Source organism: Paraburkholderia sp. D1E (assembly GCF_052682275.1).
This window is the reverse complement of the sequence record NZ_JBQYMB010000001.1, coordinates 7,739,469-7,762,354: the sequence shown is the minus strand read 5'-3', so window position 1 is coordinate 7,762,354 and position 22,886 is coordinate 7,739,469. Positions and strand designations below refer to the sequence as shown.

Below are 22,886 nucleotides of genomic sequence, written 5' to 3'. Positions count from 1 at the left end.
CAATGATCATGTCGCGAGTACTGACGATCGAAGATGATGAAATTACCGCGAATGAAATTGTCGGGGAGCTGAAAAGCCGCGGCTTCACCGTGGACTGGGTGGCGAACGGCCGCGACGGCATGGCGCGCGCGATCAGCGAAGATTACGACGTAATCACGCTCGACCGCATGCTGCCGGGCGTGGACGGCCTTACGATCCTCACCACCATGCGCAGCATCGGCATTCAAACACCGGTGCTGATGCTAAGCGCGCTGGGCGACGTGGATGAAAGAGTACGCGGCCTGCGTGCTGGCGGCGACGATTATCTGACCAAGCCGTTCGACCCCGAAGAAATGACCGCGCGCCTCGAAGTCCTGTTGCGCCGCAGTCAAACACCGGCTACACCGCTCGAAACCCATCTGCGGGTCGGCCCGCTCGAACTCGATCTGATTTCCCGCAAGGTTCAGCGTGACGGCGAAGAGATCGTTTTACTGCCCACTGAATATCGCGTGCTCGAATTCATGATGCGGCACGCAGGGCAAACCATCACGCGTACCATGCTGTTCGAAGCAGTGTGGGGTTACCACTTCGACCCAGGCACCAATCTGATCGATGTGCACATGGGCCGGTTGCGCAAGAAAATCGACCCCCCCGGCGTCACGCCGATGATTCAGACCGTGCGGGGCTCGGGTTATATCCTCGCATGAGCAGATCATCCTGATGGACACAACCTTCCCGGCTCAATCTGCGCTCGGGCGACGCTGGCATTCCACCACCTTTCGCCTGCTCTCGGTCTACGCGGTTATCTTTTCGCTTTCGGTGATGCTGTTGCTGGGCTACATCGGCTGGGCAGTGACCGGTGATATGGAGCGCGAGACCGATGTGGTGATGGACTGGCAACTGGTCTACTTCGATTCGGTGCCTGACGCCGGACTTGCCGACGCGATTCATCGGCGTATCGAACACGAGCGCATGCACACCAATTACTATGGCCTGTTCGCTGCCGACGGCCAACTGCTGGCCGGCGACGTACTGGTGTATCCCTCGAAACTACCCACCAATCGCACCGGCAAGACGCTCGATCTCGCGCTTTCGATGGGGCGCAACGAACAGGCGCCGGTAGTCCGCGCCATGGCCGAGCGGCGCAAGGACGGCTCGACGCTCGTCATCGCGCGCGATCTGACGCACATTCTGCGGATTCGCGAGACCATCATCAACGCGCTGGTGGGCGGCGGAATCGTATGCCTGCTTGCGGGTGTGGCGGGTGGACTGGCCCTGAGCGTGCGGCAGATGCGCCGGCTGAAAGCGATCCGGCGAGTCACGCAGCGTATCGCACAGGGCGATCTCGCACAGCGCTTGCCGATCGGCGGACGCGACGAAGTGGATATGCTCGCGCATCTGGTGAACCATATGCTCGCGGAAGTCGAACGCCTCATGAACGAAGTGAAGGGTGCGTGCGACGGTATCGCGCACGATCTGCGCACCCCGCTCGCGCATGTGCGAACCTTGCTGGCGCATGCGGCGGAGCGCACCGATACGCTCGACGACGCCGCGCTGTCGCAGCTAGTGGAGCGTGCGCGGATCGAGACCGATGCATTGCTCGACCGCTTTCGCGCCATGTTGCGGATCTCCGAGATCGGCACATTGCAGCGCCGCGGCGGGTTCGGCGAAATGCAGCTGGAGACGCTGGTGCAGGAAGTCGGTGAACTCTACGAACCGCTCGCCGAGAGTCGCTCGATTCAGCTATCCGTGCATGTACAACCGGTCGATGCGATTCATGGCGACCGTGCGTTGCTGTTTGAAGCGTTGAGCAATCTGGTGGATAACGCGATCAAGTTCACGCCTGAGGGCGGGGAAGTGCGCATGGAACTTCGGCAGACTTCGGCGGGGCCTCAGGTGGATATTGTCGATAACGGGCCCGGTATTGCCGCGGATGAACGCGATGCGGTCCTGCAACGGTTTTATCGGGGCGAGAGTACGCGGCACCTGGCTGGATCGGGGCTCGGCTTGAGCATCGTTTCAGCGGTGATGAGGGTGCATGACTTCACGATGAAGATCGGTAATGCGCAGCCTGGCGCCAGGATTTCCATCGAATGCTGGTCGAGGACGCTTGCATGAGGTCGTATTCTTTTCTTGTCCAGGCAGGGGGGTGAATGCGTGTCCTGTTCGTGGGTCCTTCTCATCCGGAAGCCGCATGGCTGTTCAAGGCGCTGCAGGAGAGCGCCCATAGCCTGCAACGGGCCGATGATCTGCGGGACGGAGTCTTTCTTGCTTCGCAAGAACCGTTCGATGCGATTGTTTTGATGGTGCTTGAGGTTGGGTTTTATTCTTCCCTGCAGGGTTTTATTGGGGAGTTTGCTGTTGCTGGCAGTGGGGCGGCTATTGTTGCCGTGCTTGGTGCTGCTACTGCGCAGGATCGCACCAAGGTTCTGCGTGCTGGCGCGGATGCGTGTTTTTGCCAGCCTTATTCGTTTATTGAAATGCACGAGAGGATGGCCGCTTTGCAGCGGGTTGGGGGCGGGCGGGGGGCGTTGGGTGGTTCTGCGTCCGCTTCTGTCGCGGCTTCGGTTTTGCCTTCGATGGGTGGACCGGCTTTGGATGCTGCTACTCGGGAACTTGTTTGTGGTACTCGGCGGGTTGCCGTTACACGGCGGGAGTTTCTTTTGCTTGAATGCCTGATGAGACAGGTTAATGCGCCTGTGGCCAGGGATCAGCTGATCAGGTATGCGTGGCCGGAGAAGGAGGATGTGGACCCTTCTAGCGTCAATCTTGTTGTTTCGCGGTTGAGGCGGAAGCTGTTGGGGGATGTGCCTGAGGTTCGGATTGAGACTGTTAGTCGGTTTGGGTATCAGGTTTCGGTTTAGTCTTTTTTTGCCTGTGCGGCGCTTGTTTGTTTGCTTGTGGTGTTGGTTTTTCCTTGGTCTGTGTGCCTATGGCGGTGGCCTTTCCTTGTTTTGTTAGTGGTCTATTAGCGTTGCCTGTGCGGGGCGGCACCTACTTCTCTTTGCCGGCTGCAAAGAGAAGTAGGCAAGAGAAAGCAGCTCACACCGCTAATTCTTAAGTGGGTCCGCCGCGCAGTTACGCTAGTGGTGCATCTGGAATCTGTGTTCCCGCACATTCGGCGTCAGTGACAAGGCAGTCATACTTCCGGCGGCGCTGCGCGCGCCGACGCGCACTTCATAGAACCAACCACTACGTTTCCGTGCTCGCGCTCCGCCGAGGCGAAACCGGTGGTTTCCTGCAAACGAAGCCACTTTGGTTTCTTCAGCAACTTCGTCGCCGCCGAGGCGAAGCCGACGGCCCCACTGCGCGAAGCGAAGCCCCTGATTTCCCATGCATACCCATCCGCGACGCACGCAGTGCGGAGTGGGAGCTGACGAGTCCTTTGCCACCAGCGCCGAAGGTGCGAGGGCACGGATTCCAGATGCACCACTACCGTGGCTGCGCGGCGGACCCGCTTAAGAATTAGCGGTGTGAGCCGCTTTCTCTTGCTTACTTCTCTTTGCGGCGGCAAAGAGAAGTAAGTGCCCGCCCCGCACAGGGGCGACGCTAATAGACCAATAAGAAAACAAGGAAAGGCCAACGCCATAAGAACACAGACAAACAAGCGCTGGGCAGGCAAACACATCAAGAAAAGGCCCACGCCGTAGGCAACCAGACAAGAAAGCGCCGCGCAGGCAAACAAACCAAGAAAACCCCATCGCTGTAGGCACACACCCGATCAAAAACCCCCCTCTCATGCACCTTGGGTCAACGCCCCTTCATGAAAACCCAACAAAAAAACTGAAAGTCTGTATTGCAGATGCAACGGTTTCTGACCTCGATATATTCACTCCGTGGTCACACAGCACCGCAAAATCTCCACTGCTATCAGGCATCCTTAATTAAATGAAAGGTGATTCATGAATCAGAAGATGAAACTGACACACTTGGTCGGGGCACTCCTATGTGTCGGCGCCGTTTCCACCGCGCACGCGCAAAGCAGCGTCACGCTCTACGGGCTGCTCGATACAGGTATCGACTTCGCCAGCAACGTCAACGGTAACCATCTCTATCAAATGGCCAGCGGCGTCAGTGCAGGCAGCCGCTGGGGCCTCCGAGGCAAGGAAGATCTCGGCAGCGGTCTCTCAGCGGTGTTCGATCTGGAAAGCGGCTTCAATTCGACTAACGGCGGTCTCGGCAGCGGTCTGGCCTTCTCCCGTAACGCCTACGTCGGGCTCGCGAGTCAGACAGCCGGTACGGTCACCCTCGGGCGGCAGTGGGATCCGGTCGTCGATCTCATCGAACCGTTCTCGCTTAACGGTACCTACGGTGGCTGGTATTTCTCCCACCCCAATGACATGGATAACCTCGATAACGGCTTCGCTATCAGCAACGCGGTGAAGTACACGAGTCCCACTATCGGTGGCTTTACGGGCGAAGCCCTCTATTCGTTCGGTGGGCAGGCGGGTCAGTTCTCGAATAACTCCGCCTATAGCGCGGCGGCGTCGTACACGAACGGACCGTTCTCGATGGGAGCGGGCTATCTGCGGGTCAACGATCCGGAACAGTCGATCCAGAGCTATCAGAACGGCTCGGGCTTTACCAATGCGGTGTATGGCAACTATCTGGCCAATGCGCGTAGTCAGGGTATCTTTGCTGCCGGCGCTTCTTATCAGATCGGCAAGTTCAAGGTGATGGGCAACTTCACCAACGTCAATTTCCAGCAGGGCGATGCGGGACAGGACGTCAAATTCCAGAACTATGAAATTGCCGGTACGTTTGCGGCAACCAGTCAGCTGAATCTCGCTGCCGGCTACACCTACACGGATGGCCGCGATCATGCGACCAATCAGGAGCCCAAGTACCAGCAGCTCAATCTGAGCGCGGAGTACGAATTGTCGAAGCGCACCGCCATCTATGCGCTCGCGGCACTACAGAAGGCCAGTGGCGGCGCCGTTGCGCAGATCGCCGGCTTCGATCCTTCGTCTGACGGCAAGCAGGTCGTCGGCCGGGTGGGCATTCGACACTCGTTCTAAAGCATCGGCATCAAGTAAAAGAGCGCGCTGCCCGAAGGGGGAGCGCGCTCTTTTTTGTTCATGAACCAAAGTAGATATTGCAGAAACTCGGTGGACCGACACAGTTGTCGGCGCTGGTGGATGTCGATGTCGTCGCGCATCCGGATAGCAACAGTCCGGCTGCAACGGCGACAACGGCGAACGAAGCAGATCGTCTGATCGCGGTGCGAAGAGTCATGGATGTCAGGGAAAGAGATGCCGCGTGTTGCGTTTAACGATAGAGCCGGTTCAGATAATTCATCTGGCCATCGTTCTCGGCTTTGATCAGTTCCCGGTAAACCTGGGCCCGTGTTTTGCCACGGCCATTCACTGCGTTTGGCGAAGTCCACCCGCCGGCGGATGCCAGCGCGGTCGACCGGCTCAGTGTTTCGCCTACCGGCGGCGCGGCGGCGGCCGACGTGGCCGCCACTGCAAGGCCGGAGGCGAGAAGCAGCGCCAATGCGGTGCTTGCTCGCCTGCTTTTCTTCACGCGCATCTCAGTGTGCGTAAAGGGTCGAGTTCAGATAGGCGAGCTGGCCGTCTTTCTCCGCGTGCACCAGTTCCTGATAGACCTGCGCACGCGTCTTCCCGCCGGTCGACTGACCGTAAGGCGCCACCCACGATCCTGCTGCGTTAACCGCGGAGGTGCTGTTCTGCGCCACTTGCATTGCCGGCGCGGCGCTCTGCTGAGTCGGAGCCGTCGTCGATTGAGCGAAAGCGGAAGCCGTTGCGGTTGCACCGATGAAAGCGATGGCGAGCGTCAGAGATTTCATGTTCGTAATCCTCACAAATCAAATTGGATGGGACCGATTCGCGAACCGCTATGCATTCGTGGATCGGTTGATGAGAAGGATAGTCACCTGGCTTTAGCGGATCGGTGGTGTACGCATGAAAAGATATTTATCCGCTGGAGCGTCGCCGGGCCAATAGTGAGGGGAGTTGTCGGGCGCATTTCATGAACATAAAAAACGTTTCATGAATCAGCCGGTTTTGATCACGGGTATGTCACTCCGCAAACCTACATTGCGGCTACCCGCACGGTGTGCGGGATCGGTCCGTCAATGCGCGGATCGGCGCCTTCTCTTACCCGGAATCAGACATGAATAAAGCATTGGCAACCACACTCGTCGCGCTGGCTGGCACCTTCGGCGCGGCGGCGCACGCACAAAGCAGCGTTACGCTCTACGGGACGCTCGATACCGGCATCGACTACGTCAGCAATCAGAAATCGACCTCAGGCGGAAAAAGCAACTGGATGATGGAAAGCGGCAATGTCAGTACCGACCGCTGGGGCCTGCGTGGTAACGAAGACCTGGGCAGCGGACTGAGCGCGGTCTTCGATCTTGAGAACGGTTTCAATATCGATAGCGGCAAGTTCTCCAATGGCGGCGATGAGTTCGGCCGACAGGCATGGGTTGGCGTCGCCAGCAAACAGTGGGGTACCGTGACGCTGGGCCGGCAATACGATTTCCTCGTCGATTTCGTCGCGCCGCTTTCGGCAACCGGCTCGGGATTCGGCGGCAATATTGCCGACCATCCGTTCGATAACGACAACCTCAACAACGACCTGCGCATGAACAACGCGCTGAAATTCCGCAGCGCGACTTATGACGGCTTCACGGTCGGCGGCGCCTACGCCTTCAGCAATGCGGCAGGCGGCTTCAGCAACAACAACGCCTATAGTCTCGGCGCGCAATGGGCGGGCGGCCCGTTCAATCTGGCGGTGGCTTATCTGCAGGTGAACCAGCCGGGCGGCGTCAATCAACCCAACAATACCGGCGGCGCGGTGAGCAGCAGCGACGGCGATGCGACCTTCACCGGCGCACGCCAGCGTATCCTCGGCGCGGCAGGTCGCTACACGTTCGGTGCGGCGACCGTTGGCCTCGTCTTTACCCGGACGATGCTCAACGATCCGCATCAGATTACGCAGGGCGGCGCGTATTCCACGCTCAACGGCGATATGCTGACTTTCAATAACTACGAGCTGAACGCGCGCTACGCGATTACACCGGCATTCTCGCTGGGCGGTTCGTACACGTTCACCGACGGACATTTCAGCGACGCCGGCAAGAGCGTTGCGCCGAAGTGGAATCAGTTCATGCTTCAGGCGGACTACGCATTGTCACGCCGAACCGACCTGTATCTGGAAGGCGTGTATCAACACGTGTCGGGTGCAGACGGTATTGCGGTGCTTGGCAATGCGTCGATCTATTCGCTGGCGGCTTCGTCGAGCGATCGGCAGGCGGTTGTGGCCGTGGGAATGCGGCATCGGTTCTGAGCGTCACCAGCGAACCGCAAGGTGCCGTAAGCTTGCCTGAAGCGCAAACGTCACCGGTGATGAACCGGCGACGTTTTTTATGGCATTGGCGGACCCAGTTGGCAGATTTAACCGGCAGAATTCGCCGGATAATTTCAATGAGCAGTTTCAACCGGCAAATTCAACCCGAGGATTCAATCAGCGGAAGCGAGCACCCTCGGATGCTCCACTTGCGCGCTTGCCGCCTGAACGGCAGGCGTGCCCGTAGCGCCGTCCGCTGACCAGCCGCCACCCAAGGCCTCGATCAGTCCCACTGAGGCCAGCAGGCGTCGCGTATTGAGGTTCAATGCATCGGTCTGCGTGGTGAGTTCGGTGGTCTGCGCGGTCACCACGTCCAGGTAGCTGACCACGCCGTCACGATAGCGCGACATCGAAAGCGTCAACGTGCGTTGCGCGGCGACGAGCGCCTCGTTCTGCTGGGTGGCTTCGTCGCCGAGATGATGCAATTGCGCGAGGTTGTCTTCGACCTGCTGGAAGGCGAGCAGCACGGCGGCCTTGTACCTGGCGCCGTTTTCGGCGAGCTTCGCGCGGGCCTGTTGTGTGATCGCTTCACGGCGGCCTCCGTCGAATAGCGTGAGCACCAGGCTCGGCCCGACCGACCAGATTTCGTTCGGCGCCATCAGCCATGGCGAAAGCGTGTCGCTTTGATAGCCGCCGTCAAGACCAAGCGAAATGTCCGGGAAGAATGCTGCCCTGGCCACGCCGATTTGTGCATTGGCCTCGGCGACACGCCGCTCGGCTGCCGCGATGTCGGGGCGCCGTTGCAGCAGCGCCGCAGGCACGCCGGTTGGAATGGACGGCAGATAAGCCGTTTCGATCACCGGCGCAAGGGTGAACGTCGACGCCGGCGCACCGGTCAGGCTGGCGATCGCGTGCTCATACAGCGCGCGGCGTGCGGCGATATCGTCGGCGGAAGCGCGCGCGGTGTCGAGTTGCGTCTGCGCGCGCGAGACGTCGAGGTCGGATGCAATGCCACCCGCGTGGCGGCTTAGCGTGAGCTTGAGCGCATGCTGGTAGGTGTCGATTGTGTCATTGAGCAATTGCTGCTGTTCGTCGAGTCCGCGCAGATTGAAGTACGCACCTGCCAGATTCGCCTGCAAACTCAAACGTACCGACTCGAGATCGGCCTCGCTTGCCTGCATCGCCGAGCGGCCCGCCGAAACCTCGTTGCGGATCTTGCCCCACAGGTCGAGGTCATAACCGATGCCGACGTCGACGTCATTGGTGCCGTACACCGCGGGCTGACCCGCGCCACGCAGTGGGCGATTGTCCGATTGCCTTTGGCGTTCGACCGACGCTTCAGCACCGATGGTCGGAAACAACCCCGAGCGGGCTTGCGACAGATAGGCGGTGGCTTCGTCGTGGCGCGCCATCGCCGCGGCCACGTCCGGATTGGCGGCCGCCACCTGAACTTCAAGGTGATCGAGCACCGGATCGCGATAGACGCTCCACCACGCGTCGCGCGGTACGCGGTCGGCCGGTCTGGCGAGCTGCCAGGCGCCGCCTTCCTTGAATGTCGTCGGGATGCTGGTGGCCGGCGCCTGGTAGGTCGGCGCGAACGAGCAGCCGCTCAGCAGCGCCGCGGCCGCCAACGCGATGCAGATGCGGCGTTTATCCATGAGTGCTCTCCGCCGGCCGGCGTTCGGCTAGCGACGTGTCCGTCGTACCGGCCGGGTTGCCTTCAAGCCGCACTTCATCGCCCGAAGTGAGCGAGTCGGGCGGGTTGTCGATCACACGATCCGTTGGATTCAACCCCGACGCGATCTCGACGTGCGTGCCGAGATCGGTGCCGATCGAAACGGATTTGAGCACCGCATGGTTGTCGTTGCCGACCACTGCGACCTGCAAACCGTGCTGCCGGAAAATGAGCGAGCTGGCCGGGATCGACAAGGCGTGCGAGTCGGTCGGCAGCGCGAAATGCACCTCGGTGTACTCACCGGGGATCAGCAAGCCGTTCTGGTTGTCCACCGCGAGCTGCACCAGCAGCGTGCCCGAGGAGGGCGTAATCGCATCGTCGGTGTCGACGAGTTTCGCGTTGAACTTCACACCCGGGCGTTCGGGCACGGTGAGGGTAGCGGTCATGCCGGGTTTGATGGCGGCCGCTTCGTCCTGCGGCACGCTCACATAGACGCGCAGCTGACGTGCGTCGGACACCGAGAACAGTTCAGGCCCGTTGCCGCCGCCCGCGTTGATGAGTGCGCCGATGTCGGTGGTGCGCGCGGTGACGATGCCGTCGAACGGAGCGGTGATGCGCTTGAACGACTCGAGCGCTTCGAGACGCCGAACGTTGGCTTCGGCTGCTGCTACCGTTGCCTGCTTGGCAACGAGATCGCTGGTCTTTTCGTCGGCATCCTGCTGTGAGACGGAGTCCTGCTGCAGCATCTTCGTCCAGCGGTTCGCCGTGGATGCGGCGAGTTTTTCGTTCGCCACTGAATTCTGCAAATCGGCACGAGCCTGCAGCAATTGCTGATCGAGATCGGGCGTGTCGATCACGCCGAGCAACTGGCCGGCTTTGACGTGGGTGCCGATATCCGCGTACCACGCATGTAGATAACCCGACACGCGTGCGTAGATCGGCGCGTTGACGAAAGCGGACAGTCGTCCGGGCAACACCAGCGCCTGCGCGTCGAGGTCGTGTTTGGGTGTGTACGCCACCACCGTCGGCACGGCTTGCTGGGCCGACCAGGTGGTGAGTTCCTGCTTCGCATGCACGCGGCTGGCAATGCCGCTAGTCACGATGCCCGCTGCCGCCAGTAGCGCGACGATACCGACCAGCTTCAGATGACGCAGCCGCTTCGGCGAATTGATTTCGATCTCAGTGGACATGATGGACTCCGGGTTCGGATGATGAGTGATCGTGCGAGGGGGCGTTCGACGAGCTATGCGATGGGCCGTTTGACGGACCGTGTGAGGGGCCATGACTCGCCGCATCGCGTCGATGCACGAGGCTGAACACGACCGGTACGAACAGCAGCGTGGCGAAAGTCGCGCAGATCAGACCGCCAATCACGGCGCGGCCGAGCGGCGCATTCTGCTCGCCACCGTCGCCGAGGCCGAGCGCCATCGGCGCCATGCCGATGATCATCGCGAGCGCCGTCATCAACACCGGGCGAAAGCGCGTGAAGCCGGCCTCCATCGCCGCGACCAGCGCATTGCCGGTCACGGCCAGCCGTTCGCGGGCGAAGCTCACCACCAGAATGCTGTTGGCGGTTGCGACGCCCATGCAGAGAATCGCGCCAGTCAGTGCGGGCACCGAGAGCGGCGTATGGGTGGTGAACAGCATCCACACAATGCCGGCCAACGCTGCGGGCAAGGCAGTAACGATCACGAACGCGTCGCTCCACGAATGGAAGTTCACGACGATCAGCAGATAGATCAACAGAATTGCGCCGACCAGACCCAGCGACAAACCGAGGAACGCGCTATTCATCGTCTGCACCTGACCACGCAGTGTGACGATCGAACCCTTCGGCACATCTTTCGCCGTCGCATGGATGATGTTCTGAATCTTCGCGGAGACAGCGCCGAGATCCTGACCCTGGGTGGTCGCGAACACGTCGTAGAGCGGTTCGATGTTGTAGTGCGAAACCACCGCATTGCCGACGCCGCGCGAGATCGTCGCGATACCGCCGAGAATCTGCGCCTGACCGCTCTTGCTGGTCACCGGCAAGTTGCTCAGATTGGACAGGGACGTCATGCGGTATTGCGGGGTCTGCGCGACGATCGGATATGACACGCCGTTGTTCGGATTCAACCAGTACGTCGGCGACACCTGACTCGTTCCCGAGAGGCTCGCCACCACGGAATTGGTCACATCCTGTTCGGTGATGCCGAGTTGATCGGCACGCGAGCGGTCTACCGATACGGTGAATTGCGGGTACGTCGACGCCTGCTGGATGCGCGTGTCGGCAATGCCGGGGATCATGCGCATGCGCCTCATCACTTCATTGGCGTAGCGATGATTGGCCGCCTGGTTCGGTCCAGCCACCTGCAAGTCGATTGGCGCGGGTGCGCCGAAATTCAGAATCTGGCTGACGATATCGGCCGGCAGGAAAGCGAACGTTGTTCCGGGAAACTGGCGCGGCAGCGTTTCACGCAGTGTGCGGACAAAGCCGGCGGTGGGTTGGTGGTCCTCGTTCAGCGAGATCAGGATGTCGCCGTCTTGCGGTCCGATCGTGCCGCTGTTGTTATAGGTCAGGTTGATACCGCTATTGGGCAGGCCGATGTTGTCGATGATACCGCGCAACTGGTCCGGCGGAATCGCCCGGCGCACTGCGTTTTCGATCAGATCGAATTGCTCGGCGGTATCTTCGACCCGTGTGCCGATAGGGGCTCGCACGTGGATCGCGATTTCTCCGGAGTCGATATTCGGGAAGAAATTGCGCCCGAGCCACGGGGCGAGCAGAAAGGACGCGCCGACTACGATCAGAAACCCTGTCACGAAACGCTTGCGATGCGTGAGGGCGAGGCCGAGCACGATCCGGTACACGCTGCGCACGCGCTCGAAACGATGCTCGAAGCCGCGCTGAAAGCGCACCAGCGGATTGCGCGACGGTGCCGCGTGCGAATGGCCGCCATGCGGGTCCATCACCGCAGCCAGTTCGCCGGAGGCGTGACCGCCCGATGCATGCGGGCGCAATAGGTATTGCGCCATCATCGGCACGAACGTGCGAGACAGAATGAACGACGCGATCATCGCGAAGATCACCGCTTCGGCCATCGGCACGAACAGGAAGCGCGCAATGCCGTTGAGCAGCAACATCGGCACGAAGACGATGCAGATGCACAGCAACGACACAAACGCGGGCGCGACGATCTGCGCCGCGCCGTCCAGAATCGCACTGCGTACGTCCTTGCCTTGTTCCAGATGCCAGTTGATATTTTCGATCGTGACGGTGGCGTCGTCGACCAGAATCCCGACCGCGAGTGCAAGGCCGCCGAGCGTCATCACGTTGAGCGTTTCGCCCATGGCGGCGAGACCCGCAATCGCCGCCAGCACTGCAAGTGGAATCGATGCCGCGATGATCAGCGTCGAGCGCCAGCTACCGAGGAACAGCAGAATCATCAGCGAGGTGAGCGCGGCGGCGATCACGCCTTCCCGCGCCACGCCGCTGACGGCGCCTTTCACAAAGGTCGACTGATCGCCCATTGTCACGAGCTTTAATCCGGGCGGCAGCGTCGCTTCAATTCGCGGCAATTGCGCCTTGACACCGGAGATGATATCGAGCGTCGAGGCGGAGCCGTTCTTCAGAATACTCATCAGCACGGCACGATGACCGTCCACGCGGACCACGTTGCCTTGCGGCGGATAGCCGTCGCGTACGTGGGCCACATCGCGGATATAGATCGTGGCGCCATCCACCGTCTTGATCGGCAGCGCGTTCAGTTCGTCGAGTGCGAGCGGGCTGTTGTTCAGCTTGATGTTGTATTCGAAACGGCCGATCTTTTCGGTGCCCGCTGGAATGATCTGATTCTGCTGCGCGAGGGCGGTGGCGACATCGTTGGCCGAGAGTTTTTTTGCCTGCAAGGCTTGCGGATCGAGATCGATCTGCACTTCACGGGTCTTGCCGCCATACGGCGTCGGAATCGCCACGCCAGGCACGCTCAGCAACTGCGGGCGAATGAAGTTGGTCGCGTAGTCGGCGAGTTTCTGTTCGTCGAGCGTATTGCTGGTCAATGCCAGTTGCAGCACCGGCACCGTGGACGCGTTGTAGTTAAGAATCTGCGGCGGCGTGGTGCCGGGCGGCATCTGCTTGAGCACCGTCTGCGACACCGAGGTCACCTGGGCGGTCGCGGTGCGGATGTCGACGGTCGGCTGAAAAAAGATCTTCACGATGCCGTAGCCGCGAAACGATTGCGACTCGATATGCGCGACGTCGTTGACGGTCGTGCCGAGCGTGCGCTCGTAATAGGTGACGATGCGTCCGGACATATCGTCCGGTTGCAGGCCGGCGTAATTCCAGACCACGCTGATCACGGGGATGCGGATGTCGGGAAAGATATCCGTTGGCGTGCGCAACGCGGCAAGCGGGCCGATCAACAGGATCAGCATCGCAAGCACGATGAACGTGTAGGGCCGGGTCAAAGCTAACCGGACTATTTTTAACATCGAAGGCTGCTCCGTTCAGAGGCGCGATTGAATCTGCGCGGGCGTGTGGCGGTTTTGGGGCTCGCACCAATGGCGTTGCCCGGTAACGGCATTCTGGAGAGCGGGTCCTAACAGTCGCGGACTAAACAAATGAAACTAGTTTTAGGAAGCCGCGGGGGTGCGTGCGATTGCGCCGATAGTCGCGTTGCAACGGCTTTAGCGCTACATGCAGCGCTAAAGCTTCGTCGGAAAACCTGCGAGTTGAACGGCGTCAGCCGAACAGATAGCCTGAGCCTCGAATGGTGCGAATCAATGGACGCTCGCCGGGCGTCTCGACCTTCTTGCGCAAACGGCCTACGTGTACGTCGATCAGGTTGGTACCTGGATCGAAACGGCAGCCCCACACGGCTTCGAAAATCATCGTTCGCGTGAGCACCTGGCCGGTGTGCCGCATCATGAATTCGAGCACGCGGAATTCGGTGGGTTGCAGATCGAGTTCGCGCTGCCGGTGGGTGACTCTGCGGCGCACCAGATCGATCTCCAGCGCGCCGCTGCGCAACATCGTCTCAGCTTTGGCGTGACGTGGCCGGCGGCGCAACAACACCTCGACGCGTGCGAACATTTCCTCGGACGAGAACGGCTTGGTCAGATAGTCGTCGCCGCCGGCGCGCAAGCCCTGAATGCGCTGATCGACATCGGACATCGCGCTCATCACGAGCACCGGCGTTTCCATGCCAACACCACGCATTGTCGCCACGATGGTCAGGCCGTCAAGATCGGGCAGCATGCGGTCGAGTGTGACGACGTCGTAGTCGCCCGCCATCACCTTCGCCATGCCTTCGCGGCCGGTGCGGGCCACGTCGACAGAGAAACCGCTTGCGCTGAGTGTGCGAACGATGTCGTGCGCGATCAACTCGTCATCTTCAATCGTCAGTATTTTGGGCATGATGCGCGCGCCCCGATCAGGCCACCGCCCGCAGCGCGACCGGGCGGTCCGGCGCGCGATACTGGCTGACCGCGAAGTCGATGAAACTGCGCACGCGCATCGACAGGTAGTTGCGGCCGGAGTAGAGAATCGACACCTGGCGAGGGCCGCCGTTGATTTCGAACTGTTCGAGGACAGGCACGAGTGCGCCTTGCGCGAGATCGTCGGCAATGATCGGCATCGGCAGCAGGGCGATACCCATATGATTGAGCGCGGCCACGCGCACCATCGCGCTGCTCGTTGCGGTGAGCGCGCTGCCGGTGTTGACGCGGTAGACACCGTCGTCGTCCGCGAATTCCCAGGTGCGCGACGAACCGTCGGAGACCGTCAGCAGGCCATGGCGGTTCAACGCGGCCGGATCGCGAGGGGTGCCGTGACGCGCCAGATAGGTCGGGGAAGCGACGGTCAATTCATCGACACTGGTCAGCGTGCGGCTCACCAGCGTGGAATTGGCGAGTCGCCTGTCGTCGGAGAAACACACGTCGAAACCGCCTTCCACGAGATCGATATGCGTGTCGAATGTTGTTACGTCGAAATCCACACGTGGATGCAGCGTGCGATACGAGGCCAGCAATGCGCCCAACCCGGAGGTAGCGAACGTCATCGGCGTAGCGATCCGTAACGTGCCCTGCGGATCGCGCGTTGTCTCAAGCAGGTTCGATTCCATCTCGTCGAGTTTCTCGATGATCGTGCGGCAACCGTCGAGATACTCGCGGCCTACATCGGTCAGCGAAAGACTGCGCGTGGTGCGGTTCAGTAAGCGCATATTCAGATGTGCTTCCAGTGTGCCGACGCTGCGCGTGACCGCCGCTGCCGACATCCCTAACTGTCTCGCCGCAAGATTGAAGCTGGCGAGATCCACCACTCGTGTGAAGACACGCATCGCTTGTAGCTGGTTCATGTTGGGACAGTAGAGAAGGACGATGGATGCATCATCGGCGATCGCAGGTAAAACGGCACAGCTAGGTGGATTAAGTCTTTTTTAATTTTGTGCAATGTTCATGAACTGGATGGGCGACCCTGTATCTCGATTCGCTCGTGGACCATCAGCAAACCTAAACGATGCGCAAAAAAAGAGCGCGGACTGCGCCGCGCTTCGGAAAGAGACTTGAATGAAAGTAACCGCTATCACGCGGCGGGAGAAGTATAGATGCGAGGCACAGCGAGATGCAGGCGCAATCTGAAATACAGTGCTACGCGAAACGCAACAAGCTGCGTGAGCTCGTCATCCAGTCGATTCAGTTGAGCATGCCGTGGACTTCGAGCGATGCTTCCAGTTGCTGTGTCAGTGCGTGATGCAACCTGGCGAGGCTTTCGGTGGGGAGTGCGAAGCCGGCCCAGCCCAGGCCGGAATGCCGCAGGAACAGTACGGCGCCGTCATGCAGTGGATGCTTCTCGGTGTGCCAGCACGGATCGATTTCAATCACGTACTGATGGGTGCGCAACGGTTCTTTAGGCACTTCCGGGCGCATCATGGCGCGCAGCGCGCTGAGGTGTTCGATCACGGCGTCCAGATCGGCTACTTCGAGCCGTACCGCACTGTCCTCGATGGCGATGCGAACGGCGTTCTGTCCATATTCGTTGACTCTTTCGATGCTCATGGGGCGCGACATATCTCTGCTCCTTCCAGCTCTCACGGTGCGCAAATTATGGCGCGACCTCTCTTAAGCAAGTCTTAAAGAGCACGATCCAGGGATGAAACTTTGTTTAAGGAAGCCGCCTGGCACGATTTCCGCCATATCGCAGATTCGTCCGATGTTTTCGCGCTGTTGGGGACAGATGACTGGCGCATTTATTCATATGTAAAAGAGGCCAGATGTTTCAATATAGAAACGTTTTTAGTCGATTGGGAATCAGGTGCCAAAATGCTTAATCCGGAATGTTTCATTGAATGTGCGGTTTGCCACATTCACACCGCCGATAAATTCATGATTTGCGAATAAAGGTCTGATTGGATGTTCATTATTTGCGATGTTTAGAGTTCAGGTTTGAAACACTTCTGGATGCGATCGCGGTGGGTCGCTACCGCAAATCCGCTGGGCTGCGCCAGTTTCATGCCCCGTCGTTGCAGGCCTGAAATCGAGCAGATATAAGGTTCTTCGGCATTCTGGCGGACGGCGGACCGGTACGATCTACCGCGAGGCGGGGGCATATGCGGACAGTCATATGAAACGCACGATAATGGTGTTCTTCATACATGGGCTTTCGCAATACCAATTTGTTTTTCAAATTTACTATAGCAAGGCATTACGCTAACATCACGCATAATCCGTTAAGAAAAATTGCCGGCAGTTTTCATTCGCCGTAATTAAATTCGACCATATCGGCCGGCCGAAGGGATAGCGGGGTCCGCAACGTACGACAGTTCTGAGGGAACATCATGCCGCACATGCACCTGGATACTGCGAGGATTACCTGGTTACATACGCCGACGCTAAACGTGCGTAGTGCAGCGCGGCGAATTGGCGTCTTGCTGTTCGACGGCTTCTGGCTGCTCGGGCCTGGCACGGTGGTCGAGATGTTCCAGACCGCCAACGAACTCTCCGGCTCGCGGGCCGGTGAAGAGCCGCCTTATGAAGTGCAGTTTTTATCGATGGACGGCGGCAGCGTCGCGAGTTCTTCGTCGGCTCGAATCTGGACCGATCGTATCGACACACGTTACGGCAGCGGTTTCGACGTGCTGTTCGTTGCGGGCGGCTACGGCGCACATGAGGCCGCGCTCGACGAACGGCTGCTTGGCTGGCTGCGATTGGTGCAGACGCGTACTCGCGCGATCGAGACGATCGGCGAGGGCCGTCTCGTGCTGGAGGCGGCGGGCCCCGCGGAGCATGACGGCCTTCAGGTGAACCGTTATCTGAACAGTGCCACGACCGATGCCGCGCGCAGCGCCGCCAATGATCGTAACGACTGTGCGCGCAGTGCGCTGATGTTCATCAAGCGCGATCTCGGCGCGGAGCTCGCGCGCAGCGTTGCCGATCGGGTCATGCCGGGCATGGCCGCCACCTGGGTGCCGCTGCCGGCTGAAGGCGGCACACTCAGTGTCGCCGAGAAAATCCGTGCAGCCGCGCGCTGGATGGAGGCGAATTGCGATCGTTCTGTATCGGTTGCCGACGCCGCCCAGGTGGCGGCGATGAGCGAGCGAAATTTCTTGCGACGCTTCAAGCATGAAATGCACGTCACGCCTTCTGACTATCTGCTGCAGGTAAGGCTGCGCATCGCCTGCAACTTCCTGACTGAAACCGAATTACCGGTGGACAAGATCGCGCGCCGCAGCGGTACCGGCAACGGCGATCGCCTCGCGAAGATATTCCGTAAGCGTATGGCGCTGTCGCCGACCGAATACCGCGCACGCAGCCGGGTGGCGACCGAAATGTAAGCTTGGGCGGGCGCCGTGCAGACGGCGTACCTCATCGTGGATGGATGCATGCGCAGCGGTGCGTGCAGTGGCGAACGTGGTTTCTCCGGACAGGCTTCTTACGAGCACAGTGGCCATGGGCAACAAGGTAATGGCGACGGTATTGCCGGAGGTCAAACTCATCGAGCCCGAGGTGTTTTGCGACGAATTCGGCTTCTGCTTCGAGAGCTTCAGTGCGGATGAGTTTACCGACGACGTCTCGCATGGTTTCAATTTCGTGCAAGACCGTCATTTGCGGGCGGTGCGTGGCGTGTTGCGCGGGCTGCACTATCAGGTGCAGCGACCGCAGGGTCGGCTCGTGCGCGTGGTGGTAGGGGAGGTGTTCGACGTCGCCGTAGACGTGCGGCTCAATTCGCCGAACTTCGGCAAGTGGAGCGGCGTCTATCTGAGCGCGGCCAATCATCGGCAGGTATGGGTGCCGCCGGGCTTCGCGCATGGTTTCGTCGTGCTCTCCGATGTCGCCGAGTGCCTTTGGAAGACCACCGAATACTGGTTCCCCGAACTCGAGCGCTGCATCTTGTGGTGCGATCCTGATATCGGCATCGCGTGGCCGATCGAAATCGAGCCGATACTCGGCGCCAAGGACGCAGCGGGCCGGCGTCTTTACGAAGCGGAAAACTTCGCCTGAGCGCGGCACACGCAGTGATTCAGCACCGTTCAGCGCGTTGCCGCCACGGCGCCCACGCTCGCGGCGACCACCAGCAGGGTGCCTGCTATCTGCAAGACTCCCATCGGTTGATGCAGCACCACGAAGCCGGCTAACGCGCCGATCGCGGGTTCGACACTCATCAGGATTCCAAACGACGCAGCCGGCATGTGCCGCAGTGCCACCATCTCCAGCGCGTACGGTAACAACGGAACCAGTAATGCGAGGCCCGCGGTTGCCGCGATCTGGCCTGCGGCGATGTGTATGCCGCTTTGCGCGAAGCCGAATGGCGTGGCAACCAGCGCGGCTGCAATCAGTGACACCGACAATCCTTCGAGTCCGGCGAACACGGTGCCGATTTTCTTCATCAGCACGATATAGCTGCCCCAGCCGAGCGCGGCGCCGAACGCGAGCAGCACGCCAAGTGGTTCGCCGATCCAGCCCGCGCGATCACGCGAAAGCAGTAGCACGCCGGCAATCGCCAACGCGGGCCACAGGAGTGCTCGCGCGCGCCGTACCGCGAAAGTCGCTACGGCGAGTGGCCCGAGAAAATCGATTGCGACGGCCAGCCCCAATGGAATCCGCTGAACCGCCGCGAAAAAGCACAGCGTCATACCGGCCATTGCCGCCCCCAACGCACCGGCCGCGAGCCAATGCGAGCGCGAGTAGGTGAAGAGCCGCGGGCGCACCAGCAACGCAAGCACCACGGCGGCCCAGCAGAGACGCAACCAGGTGGTGCTGAGCGAACCGTACGCTGTCATGGTCGGCGCGGAGAGGGCAGCGCCGAACTGCACGCTCGACATCGACAGCACGCACAGAAGCGCCGCCCCCGCCGCCGCGCTGGCGGGCTTTACCGGGATTGGCGCGCAATTCAGCGCTGGTTTGATCGTGGTGTCCTGCATGGTGGCCTCGTTGCCGCTCTTTCGGATTCGTTGGACGCTATCTTATCGGTGCAAGCGGTATTAAGATAAGTTGATATTTCTTATGATCACTTCAATAAACGTGATGACCCGAGATCTCGACAGCAGTCTCCTGCGTGCGTTCGTTACCGTTGCGGAGACCGGCGCCGTGGGCGTGGCGGCGGTGCGCCTCGCGCGCACCCAGGCGGCGGTGAGTATGCAATTGCGCCGGCTCGAAGAAGAACTGGGGCAGCGTTTGCTCGACCGCTCGCCGCGTGGCGTGCAACTGACCGAAGCGGGGCATCTGCTGCTGCCTTTCGCGCATACGATCCTCGGCGCGGGTGCCGATGCGCGGCGGGCGTTGAGCGCGGGGCAGGTGTCCGGCACGGTGCGGCTCGGCATGCTGGAAGACATCGCGGTCGGTCGGCTGCCGCGCGCGTTGCGGCGCTTTTCGATCGCTTATCCGCAGGTGGCGCTGGAGATCGTCGTCGATACCAGTGCGGCGCTGTCGAACCGGCTTTCGGATGGCGGCCTCGATGTGGTCGTGGGGGATCCCGCGCTGGTCGACTCGGTACCGCTGCTGACCTGGACGCAGCCGCTCTTCTGGGTCGGCGCGCGCGGGTTTAGCCGCGACGTTGACGCGGCGTTGCCGGTGGTTGCGTTCGGCGGTGCGTGTCTGTGGCAGCAGCAGGTGTTGACGGCGCTGCGGCGCGCGGGGATTGCGTGGCGCATTGTATGTACCAGCACCAGTTTGCCGGCGGTGCAGTCGGCCGTGGAAGCGGGGCTGGGTGTCTCGGTGCTGCTCGACGGCAATATCCGTTCGGAGTCGATGCGCGTGCTCCGTCAGGCCGACGGATTGCCCGATGCGCCTACGGCCGATTTCGGGCTTTTCATGCGTGCGGTCTCCGGTGCCCAGGCGGCCGCCGTGCAGACATTGCAGACGTTCCTGTGCGAGGAATTGCATCTCGGCCTGCGGGAAAACGAGCCGCTTATGGCGCCCGCTGGCTAGTGCCCTGGCAATCTGCCGATAACTTGTTGGCATGTACGCCAGCACGCAGGCTCGCATGCGCGTCTCATGCACGTCCCATGTGAGTTTTTACGACATTTTTTCTTGAGACGCCTACTCGCGAAATCTACACTTCGTGCATCTTGATAGCGTGAGGTGTTCAACGTGAAGCGACGTGCAACGACGCAGCAAGCTGTCCGTATCGACTACGTATGTCAGGGTGTGGGCCGTATCGAGCTGCGCCGCTTCGATCCATCGCGCGATTCGTACGTCGCGTTGACCGCGCTGCTGCATCGGGCTTTCACACGGCTCGGTGCGATGGGGCTGAATTGCACATGTGTGGATCAAACGGTGGAGACGACGCGTTCACGCGCGACGCGCGGCGATTGCTACGTGGCGGTCTGCGAGGGGCGCATCGTCGGTACGATGACGCTGTATGCACCGGATCACGAGTCGCCGTGCGACTTGTACCGGCGCGACGATATCGCCAGCTTGCGCCAGTTCGGCGTTGAACCGGTGTGGCAGGCGCGTGGCATCGGTACGTTATTGATCGCTTTCGCCGACCATTGGGCCGCGACGCGCGGTTATGCGGAACTCGCGCTCGATACGCCGCAACCGGCGGCTCACCTGATTGCGTTTTATCGAGGGCAGGGATTTCGCATCGTCGATTTCGTGCGGTTCGACGGCAAGCATTACGACAGCGCGATCTTGAGCAAGCCGCCGGTGGCGACGCGTACGCTCGCGAACTGGTCACATAGGTTGACTGTGCCGGCGAGAATTGCGCGCGCGGCATGAGGCGTTTGCGCGGTTGGCGTACTTGCAGCGTGTCGCGTGTGTGCTGCGGTGCAATGCGTTCGGGATGCACGGGCGCGTGATGTGCAGGCTCTTGCATTAAAAACCCCGGCGCGGGCAGCAACGCTTGCAATACGGTGTGGCAAGTATTGCAATAGTTGCCGGTGCTCGCACCGGAGCGGGTGTTTCTTCGCTTATTTGGTCAATGCGGTGGTCAGCGTCGCATCACGCCCATCAGCAAGGTGACGAGGAAGATCACCACGAAGATGAAGAACAGAACTTTGGCGATTTCCGTTGCGCCTGCGGCAATGCCGCCGAAGCCGAATACCGCGGCAATGATCGCGATGATGAAGAAGATTACAGCGTATCGAAGCATGGGGCCTCCCACCGATGGATTGCTGAATTGAAGTTAAAAACGGCTATCCGTTGTTGGCACTGTGTGCTTTGACGGGCTTTTGCCGGCGAGCGATATACAGCAATAGGTGTGCCCAGGGTTGGACGAACAAGTGGTGCCCCTAATCGGTCTACCGATTTTGTGCTGTTACCATCGCGGATCATTGATTCCGCCCACGCCCGCCATGCAACACAATCCACTCAGCGAGATTTCCCTGATCCGCAAGCTGAAGCTCAATCAGCTGATGATCTTCGAACGCGTGCTGGAAACGCGCTCCGTCGTGCGTGCGGCCAACGAGATGCGCTTGACGCAGCCGGCCGTCACCAAGGTCATCCACGAACTTGAGTCGTGTTTCGACGGTGCGCTGTTCGCGCGCTCGAACCGGGGGGTCGTGCCGACGGAACTGGGGTTGCTCCTCGGGCGACGGGTCAAATCGCTGATGGCGGAGTTGCGGTATATGACTGACGAGCTCAACGACTTTCGGCTGGGCACCAGTGGCCATGTGATTGTCGGCACGCTCATCTCGGCATCGGCACGGCTGCTGCCCACCGCGATCGCCATGCTGAAAGCGCGCACGCCGAACGTTCTGGTGACGGTGCGTGAGGGCACGACGGCGCACCTGTTCCCGGCGCTGGCGACGGGGGATCTCGATATCGTTGTCGGGCGGTTGCCGGAGCGCGAGTTGCCAATTGCGAGTGCTTTTCCGTTGACGCACGAGGCGCTTTTTGACGAGTCCCTGTGCGTGGTGGTCGGAAAAGGCTATGGGCCGGCTCCGGCTGGTGTGACGCATTTGTCGGAGCTGGTCGGCTCGCCCTGGATCCTGCCGACGCCTGATTCGCCGGCACGGCTTTCCGCGGAACATCTGTTTCGCGCGGCGGGGTTGCCGCTGCCTACGGATATCGTGGAGTCATTGTCGTTGTTGACGAATATCGGCTTGTTGCTCGATACGCCACGGATTGCGCTGATGCCGCGGGTTGCCGCGCAGCAGTTTGAAGATGCGGGGTTGTTGCGGATATTGGATTTGCCCGAAAGCGGCGCGTTTGGCACTGTTGGGTTTTCGGTGCGGTCGCATAAGGAGCAGAGTGCTGCTTGTCAGGCTTTTGTGGAGTGTTTGCGGGAGGCCGTGAAGGTGGGGGTGGGTGTGGGGGCGGCTGTGGCGCCTGATGATGTTGGGGTTTGATTTTTTTTGCCTGCGGAGCGCTTTTTGGCTGTGTGCCTGCGGTGTTGGCCTTTCCTTGGGCCTGGTTGCCTACGGCGTTGGCCTTTCCTTGATCTGGCTTCTTCGGTCTTTGGCCTTTCCTTGAATTGTTATTGGTTTATTGGCGTCGC

The 22,886-nt window shown here is 60.5% G+C and carries 20 protein-coding genes; 10 read left to right on the top strand and 10 right to left on the bottom strand.

Translation table 11 applies throughout. The annotated features are described in order from the left end of the window. The first annotated feature begins 8 nt into the window (after positions 1-8). The 4 genes from ACUN0E_RS34795 (at position 9) to ACUN0E_RS34780 (ending at position 4,997) form a co-directional block, all read left to right on the top strand. Positions 9-686, top strand: coding sequence for a response regulator transcription factor (locus tag ACUN0E_RS34795; protein WP_074286056.1), 678 nt, complete (start codon positions 9-11; stop codon positions 684-686). Between the two features lie 13 nt (positions 687-699). Continuing rightward, positions 700-2,097, top strand: a complete 1,398-nt coding sequence (locus ACUN0E_RS34790) for a HAMP domain-containing sensor histidine kinase (protein WP_408232640.1) — start codon at positions 700-702, stop codon at positions 2,095-2,097. 35 nt (positions 2,098-2,132) lie between these two features. After that, on the top strand, positions 2,133-2,843 hold the full coding sequence (locus tag ACUN0E_RS34785) for a winged helix-turn-helix transcriptional regulator (protein ID WP_408232637.1): 711 nt from the start codon (positions 2,133-2,135) through the stop codon (positions 2,841-2,843). Positions 2,844-3,893: 1,050 nt separating this feature from the next. Continuing rightward, positions 3,894-4,997 carry a porin gene (locus ACUN0E_RS34780; RefSeq protein WP_445569452.1) on the top strand — a complete coding sequence of 368 codons (1,104 nt, stop codon included), beginning with the start codon at positions 3,894-3,896 and terminating at the stop codon, positions 4,995-4,997. A 250-nt stretch (positions 4,998-5,247) separates the two neighbouring features. On the opposite strand, the gene ACUN0E_RS34775 is transcribed toward ACUN0E_RS34780, so the two are convergent. Continuing rightward, the gene (locus ACUN0E_RS34775) at positions 5,248-5,511 is read right to left on the bottom strand and encodes a DUF4148 domain-containing protein (protein ID WP_445569451.1); all 264 of its coding nucleotides are present in this window, start codon (positions 5,509-5,511) and stop codon (positions 5,248-5,250) included. Position 5,512: 1 nt separating this feature from the next. Continuing rightward, the gene (locus ACUN0E_RS34770) at positions 5,513-5,788 is read right to left on the bottom strand and encodes a DUF4148 domain-containing protein (protein ID WP_445569450.1); all 276 of its coding nucleotides are present in this window, start codon (positions 5,786-5,788) and stop codon (positions 5,513-5,515) included. A 326-nt stretch (positions 5,789-6,114) separates the two neighbouring features. On the opposite strand from ACUN0E_RS34770, the gene ACUN0E_RS34765 reads away from it, so the two are divergent. Then, the gene (locus ACUN0E_RS34765; RefSeq protein WP_445569449.1) at positions 6,115-7,293 is read left to right on the top strand and encodes a porin; all 1,179 of its coding nucleotides are present in this window, start codon (positions 6,115-6,117) and stop codon (positions 7,291-7,293) included. Positions 7,294-7,466: 173 nt separating this feature from the next. Here ACUN0E_RS34765 and ACUN0E_RS34760 read toward each other — a convergent pair whose 3' ends face one another. From ACUN0E_RS34760 to ACUN0E_RS34735, 6 genes are all read right to left on the bottom strand, one after another. After that, positions 7,467-8,951 (bottom strand): efflux transporter outer membrane subunit, encoded by a 1,485-nt coding sequence (locus tag ACUN0E_RS34760; RefSeq protein ID WP_408339265.1) that lies wholly within the window; start codon positions 8,949-8,951, stop codon positions 7,467-7,469. Next, a complete protein-coding gene (locus tag ACUN0E_RS34755) occupies positions 8,944-10,158 on the bottom strand; it encodes an efflux RND transporter periplasmic adaptor subunit (protein WP_408392164.1) in 1,215 nt (404 codons plus the stop codon). Before ACUN0E_RS34755 ends, ACUN0E_RS34760 begins: the two co-directional genes overlap by 8 nt. Further along, positions 10,148-13,441 (bottom strand): efflux RND transporter permease subunit, encoded by a 3,294-nt coding sequence (locus ACUN0E_RS34750; RefSeq protein WP_408509774.1) that lies wholly within the window; start codon positions 13,439-13,441, stop codon positions 10,148-10,150. Before ACUN0E_RS34750 ends, ACUN0E_RS34755 begins: the two co-directional genes overlap by 11 nt. A 250-nt stretch (positions 13,442-13,691) precedes the next feature. Next, a complete protein-coding gene (locus tag ACUN0E_RS34745) occupies positions 13,692-14,366 on the bottom strand; it encodes a response regulator transcription factor (protein WP_408232613.1) in 675 nt (224 codons plus the stop codon). Between the two features lie 16 nt (positions 14,367-14,382). Beyond that, on the bottom strand, positions 14,383-15,306 hold the full coding sequence (locus ACUN0E_RS34740; RefSeq protein ID WP_445569448.1) for a LysR family transcriptional regulator: 924 nt from the start codon (positions 15,304-15,306) through the stop codon (positions 14,383-14,385). Positions 15,307-15,643: 337 nt separating this feature from the next. Further along, positions 15,644-16,018 carry a hypothetical protein gene (locus ACUN0E_RS34735; RefSeq protein ID WP_445569447.1) on the bottom strand — a complete coding sequence of 125 codons (375 nt, stop codon included), beginning with the start codon at positions 16,016-16,018 and terminating at the stop codon, positions 15,644-15,646. Positions 16,019-16,785: 767 nt separating this feature from the next. Here ACUN0E_RS34735 and ACUN0E_RS34730 point away from each other — a divergent pair. Together ACUN0E_RS34730 and rfbC are read left to right on the top strand one after the other, a co-directional pair. Continuing rightward, a complete protein-coding gene (locus tag ACUN0E_RS34730) occupies positions 16,786-17,781 on the top strand; it encodes a GlxA family transcriptional regulator (RefSeq protein WP_445569446.1) in 996 nt (331 codons plus the stop codon). A gap of 115 nt (positions 17,782-17,896) precedes the next feature. Then, positions 17,897-18,448 (top strand): dTDP-4-dehydrorhamnose 3,5-epimerase, encoded by a 552-nt coding sequence (gene rfbC / locus ACUN0E_RS34725; RefSeq protein WP_408509775.1) that lies wholly within the window; start codon positions 17,897-17,899, stop codon positions 18,446-18,448. Positions 18,449-18,477: 29 nt separating this feature from the next. Here rfbC and ACUN0E_RS34720 read toward each other — a convergent pair whose 3' ends face one another. Further along, complete coding sequence (locus tag ACUN0E_RS34720; protein WP_445569445.1) at positions 18,478-19,368, bottom strand: EamA family transporter; 891 nt, start codon at positions 19,366-19,368, stop codon at positions 18,478-18,480. 82 nt (positions 19,369-19,450) lie between these two features. Between ACUN0E_RS34720 and ACUN0E_RS34715 the strand changes: the two genes are divergently transcribed. After that, a complete protein-coding gene (locus ACUN0E_RS34715) occupies positions 19,451-20,374 on the top strand; it encodes a LysR substrate-binding domain-containing protein (RefSeq protein ID WP_445569444.1) in 924 nt (307 codons plus the stop codon). A 162-nt stretch (positions 20,375-20,536) separates the two neighbouring features. Next, the gene (locus tag ACUN0E_RS34710) at positions 20,537-21,166 is read left to right on the top strand and encodes a GNAT family N-acetyltransferase (RefSeq protein WP_408232588.1); all 630 of its coding nucleotides are present in this window, start codon (positions 20,537-20,539) and stop codon (positions 21,164-21,166) included. A 211-nt stretch (positions 21,167-21,377) separates the two neighbouring features. Here the strand turns inward: ACUN0E_RS34710 and ACUN0E_RS34705 are convergent, their stop codons facing one another. Further along, positions 21,378-21,539, bottom strand: coding sequence for a DUF1328 domain-containing protein (locus ACUN0E_RS34705; RefSeq protein WP_035551387.1), 162 nt, complete (start codon positions 21,537-21,539; stop codon positions 21,378-21,380). Positions 21,540-21,741: 202 nt separating this feature from the next. Here ACUN0E_RS34705 and ACUN0E_RS34700 point away from each other — a divergent pair, with 202 nt between their 5' ends. Next, a complete protein-coding gene (locus ACUN0E_RS34700) occupies positions 21,742-22,737 on the top strand; it encodes a LysR substrate-binding domain-containing protein (RefSeq protein ID WP_445569443.1) in 996 nt (331 codons plus the stop codon). The last annotated feature ends 149 nt before the right edge of the window (positions 22,738-22,886 follow it).

Bases quoted from the DNA above. Each gene is read 5' to 3' on its own strand.
- ACUN0E_RS34700 (WP_445569443.1), top strand. From the start codon at position 21,742: ATGCAACACAATCCACTCAGCGAGATTTCCCTGATCCGCAAGCTGAAG.
- ACUN0E_RS34745 (WP_408232613.1), bottom strand. From the start codon at position 14,366: ATGCCCAAAATACTGACGATTGAAGATGACGAGTTGATCGCGCACGAC.
- ACUN0E_RS34785 (WP_408232637.1), top strand. From the start codon at position 2,133: ATGCGTGTCCTGTTCGTGGGTCCTTCTCATCCGGAAGCCGCATGGCTG.
- ACUN0E_RS34755 (WP_408392164.1), bottom strand. From the start codon at position 10,158: ATGTCCACTGAGATCGAAATCAATTCGCCGAAGCGGCTGCGTCATCTG.
- ACUN0E_RS34735 (WP_445569447.1), bottom strand. From the start codon at position 16,018: ATGTCGCGCCCCATGAGCATCGAAAGAGTCAACGAATATGGACAGAAC.
- ACUN0E_RS34740 (WP_445569448.1), bottom strand. From the start codon at position 15,306: ATGAACCAGCTACAAGCGATGCGTGTCTTCACACGAGTGGTGGATCTC.
- ACUN0E_RS34790 (WP_408232640.1), top strand. From the start codon at position 700: ATGGACACAACCTTCCCGGCTCAATCTGCGCTCGGGCGACGCTGGCAT.
- ACUN0E_RS34780 (WP_445569452.1), top strand. From the start codon at position 3,894: ATGAAACTGACACACTTGGTCGGGGCACTCCTATGTGTCGGCGCCGTT.
- ACUN0E_RS34750 (WP_408509774.1), bottom strand. From the start codon at position 13,441: ATGTTAAAAATAGTCCGGTTAGCTTTGACCCGGCCCTACACGTTCATC.
- ACUN0E_RS34765 (WP_445569449.1), top strand. From the start codon at position 6,115: ATGAATAAAGCATTGGCAACCACACTCGTCGCGCTGGCTGGCACCTTC.
- ACUN0E_RS34720 (WP_445569445.1), bottom strand. From the start codon at position 19,368: ATGCAGGACACCACGATCAAACCAGCGCTGAATTGCGCGCCAATCCCG.
- rfbC (WP_408509775.1), top strand. From the start codon at position 17,897: ATGGGCAACAAGGTAATGGCGACGGTATTGCCGGAGGTCAAACTCATC.
- ACUN0E_RS34705 (WP_035551387.1), bottom strand. From the start codon at position 21,539: ATGCTTCGATACGCTGTAATCTTCTTCATCATCGCGATCATTGCCGCG.
- ACUN0E_RS34760 (WP_408339265.1), bottom strand. From the start codon at position 8,951: ATGGATAAACGCCGCATCTGCATCGCGTTGGCGGCCGCGGCGCTGCTG.
- ACUN0E_RS34770 (WP_445569450.1), bottom strand. From the start codon at position 5,788: ATGAAATCTCTGACGCTCGCCATCGCTTTCATCGGTGCAACCGCAACG.
- ACUN0E_RS34775 (WP_445569451.1), bottom strand. From the start codon at position 5,511: ATGCGCGTGAAGAAAAGCAGGCGAGCAAGCACCGCATTGGCGCTGCTT.
- ACUN0E_RS34795 (WP_074286056.1), top strand. From the start codon at position 9: ATGTCGCGAGTACTGACGATCGAAGATGATGAAATTACCGCGAATGAA.
- ACUN0E_RS34715 (WP_445569444.1), top strand. From the start codon at position 19,451: ATGATCACTTCAATAAACGTGATGACCCGAGATCTCGACAGCAGTCTC.
- ACUN0E_RS34730 (WP_445569446.1), top strand. From the start codon at position 16,786: ATGCCGCACATGCACCTGGATACTGCGAGGATTACCTGGTTACATACG.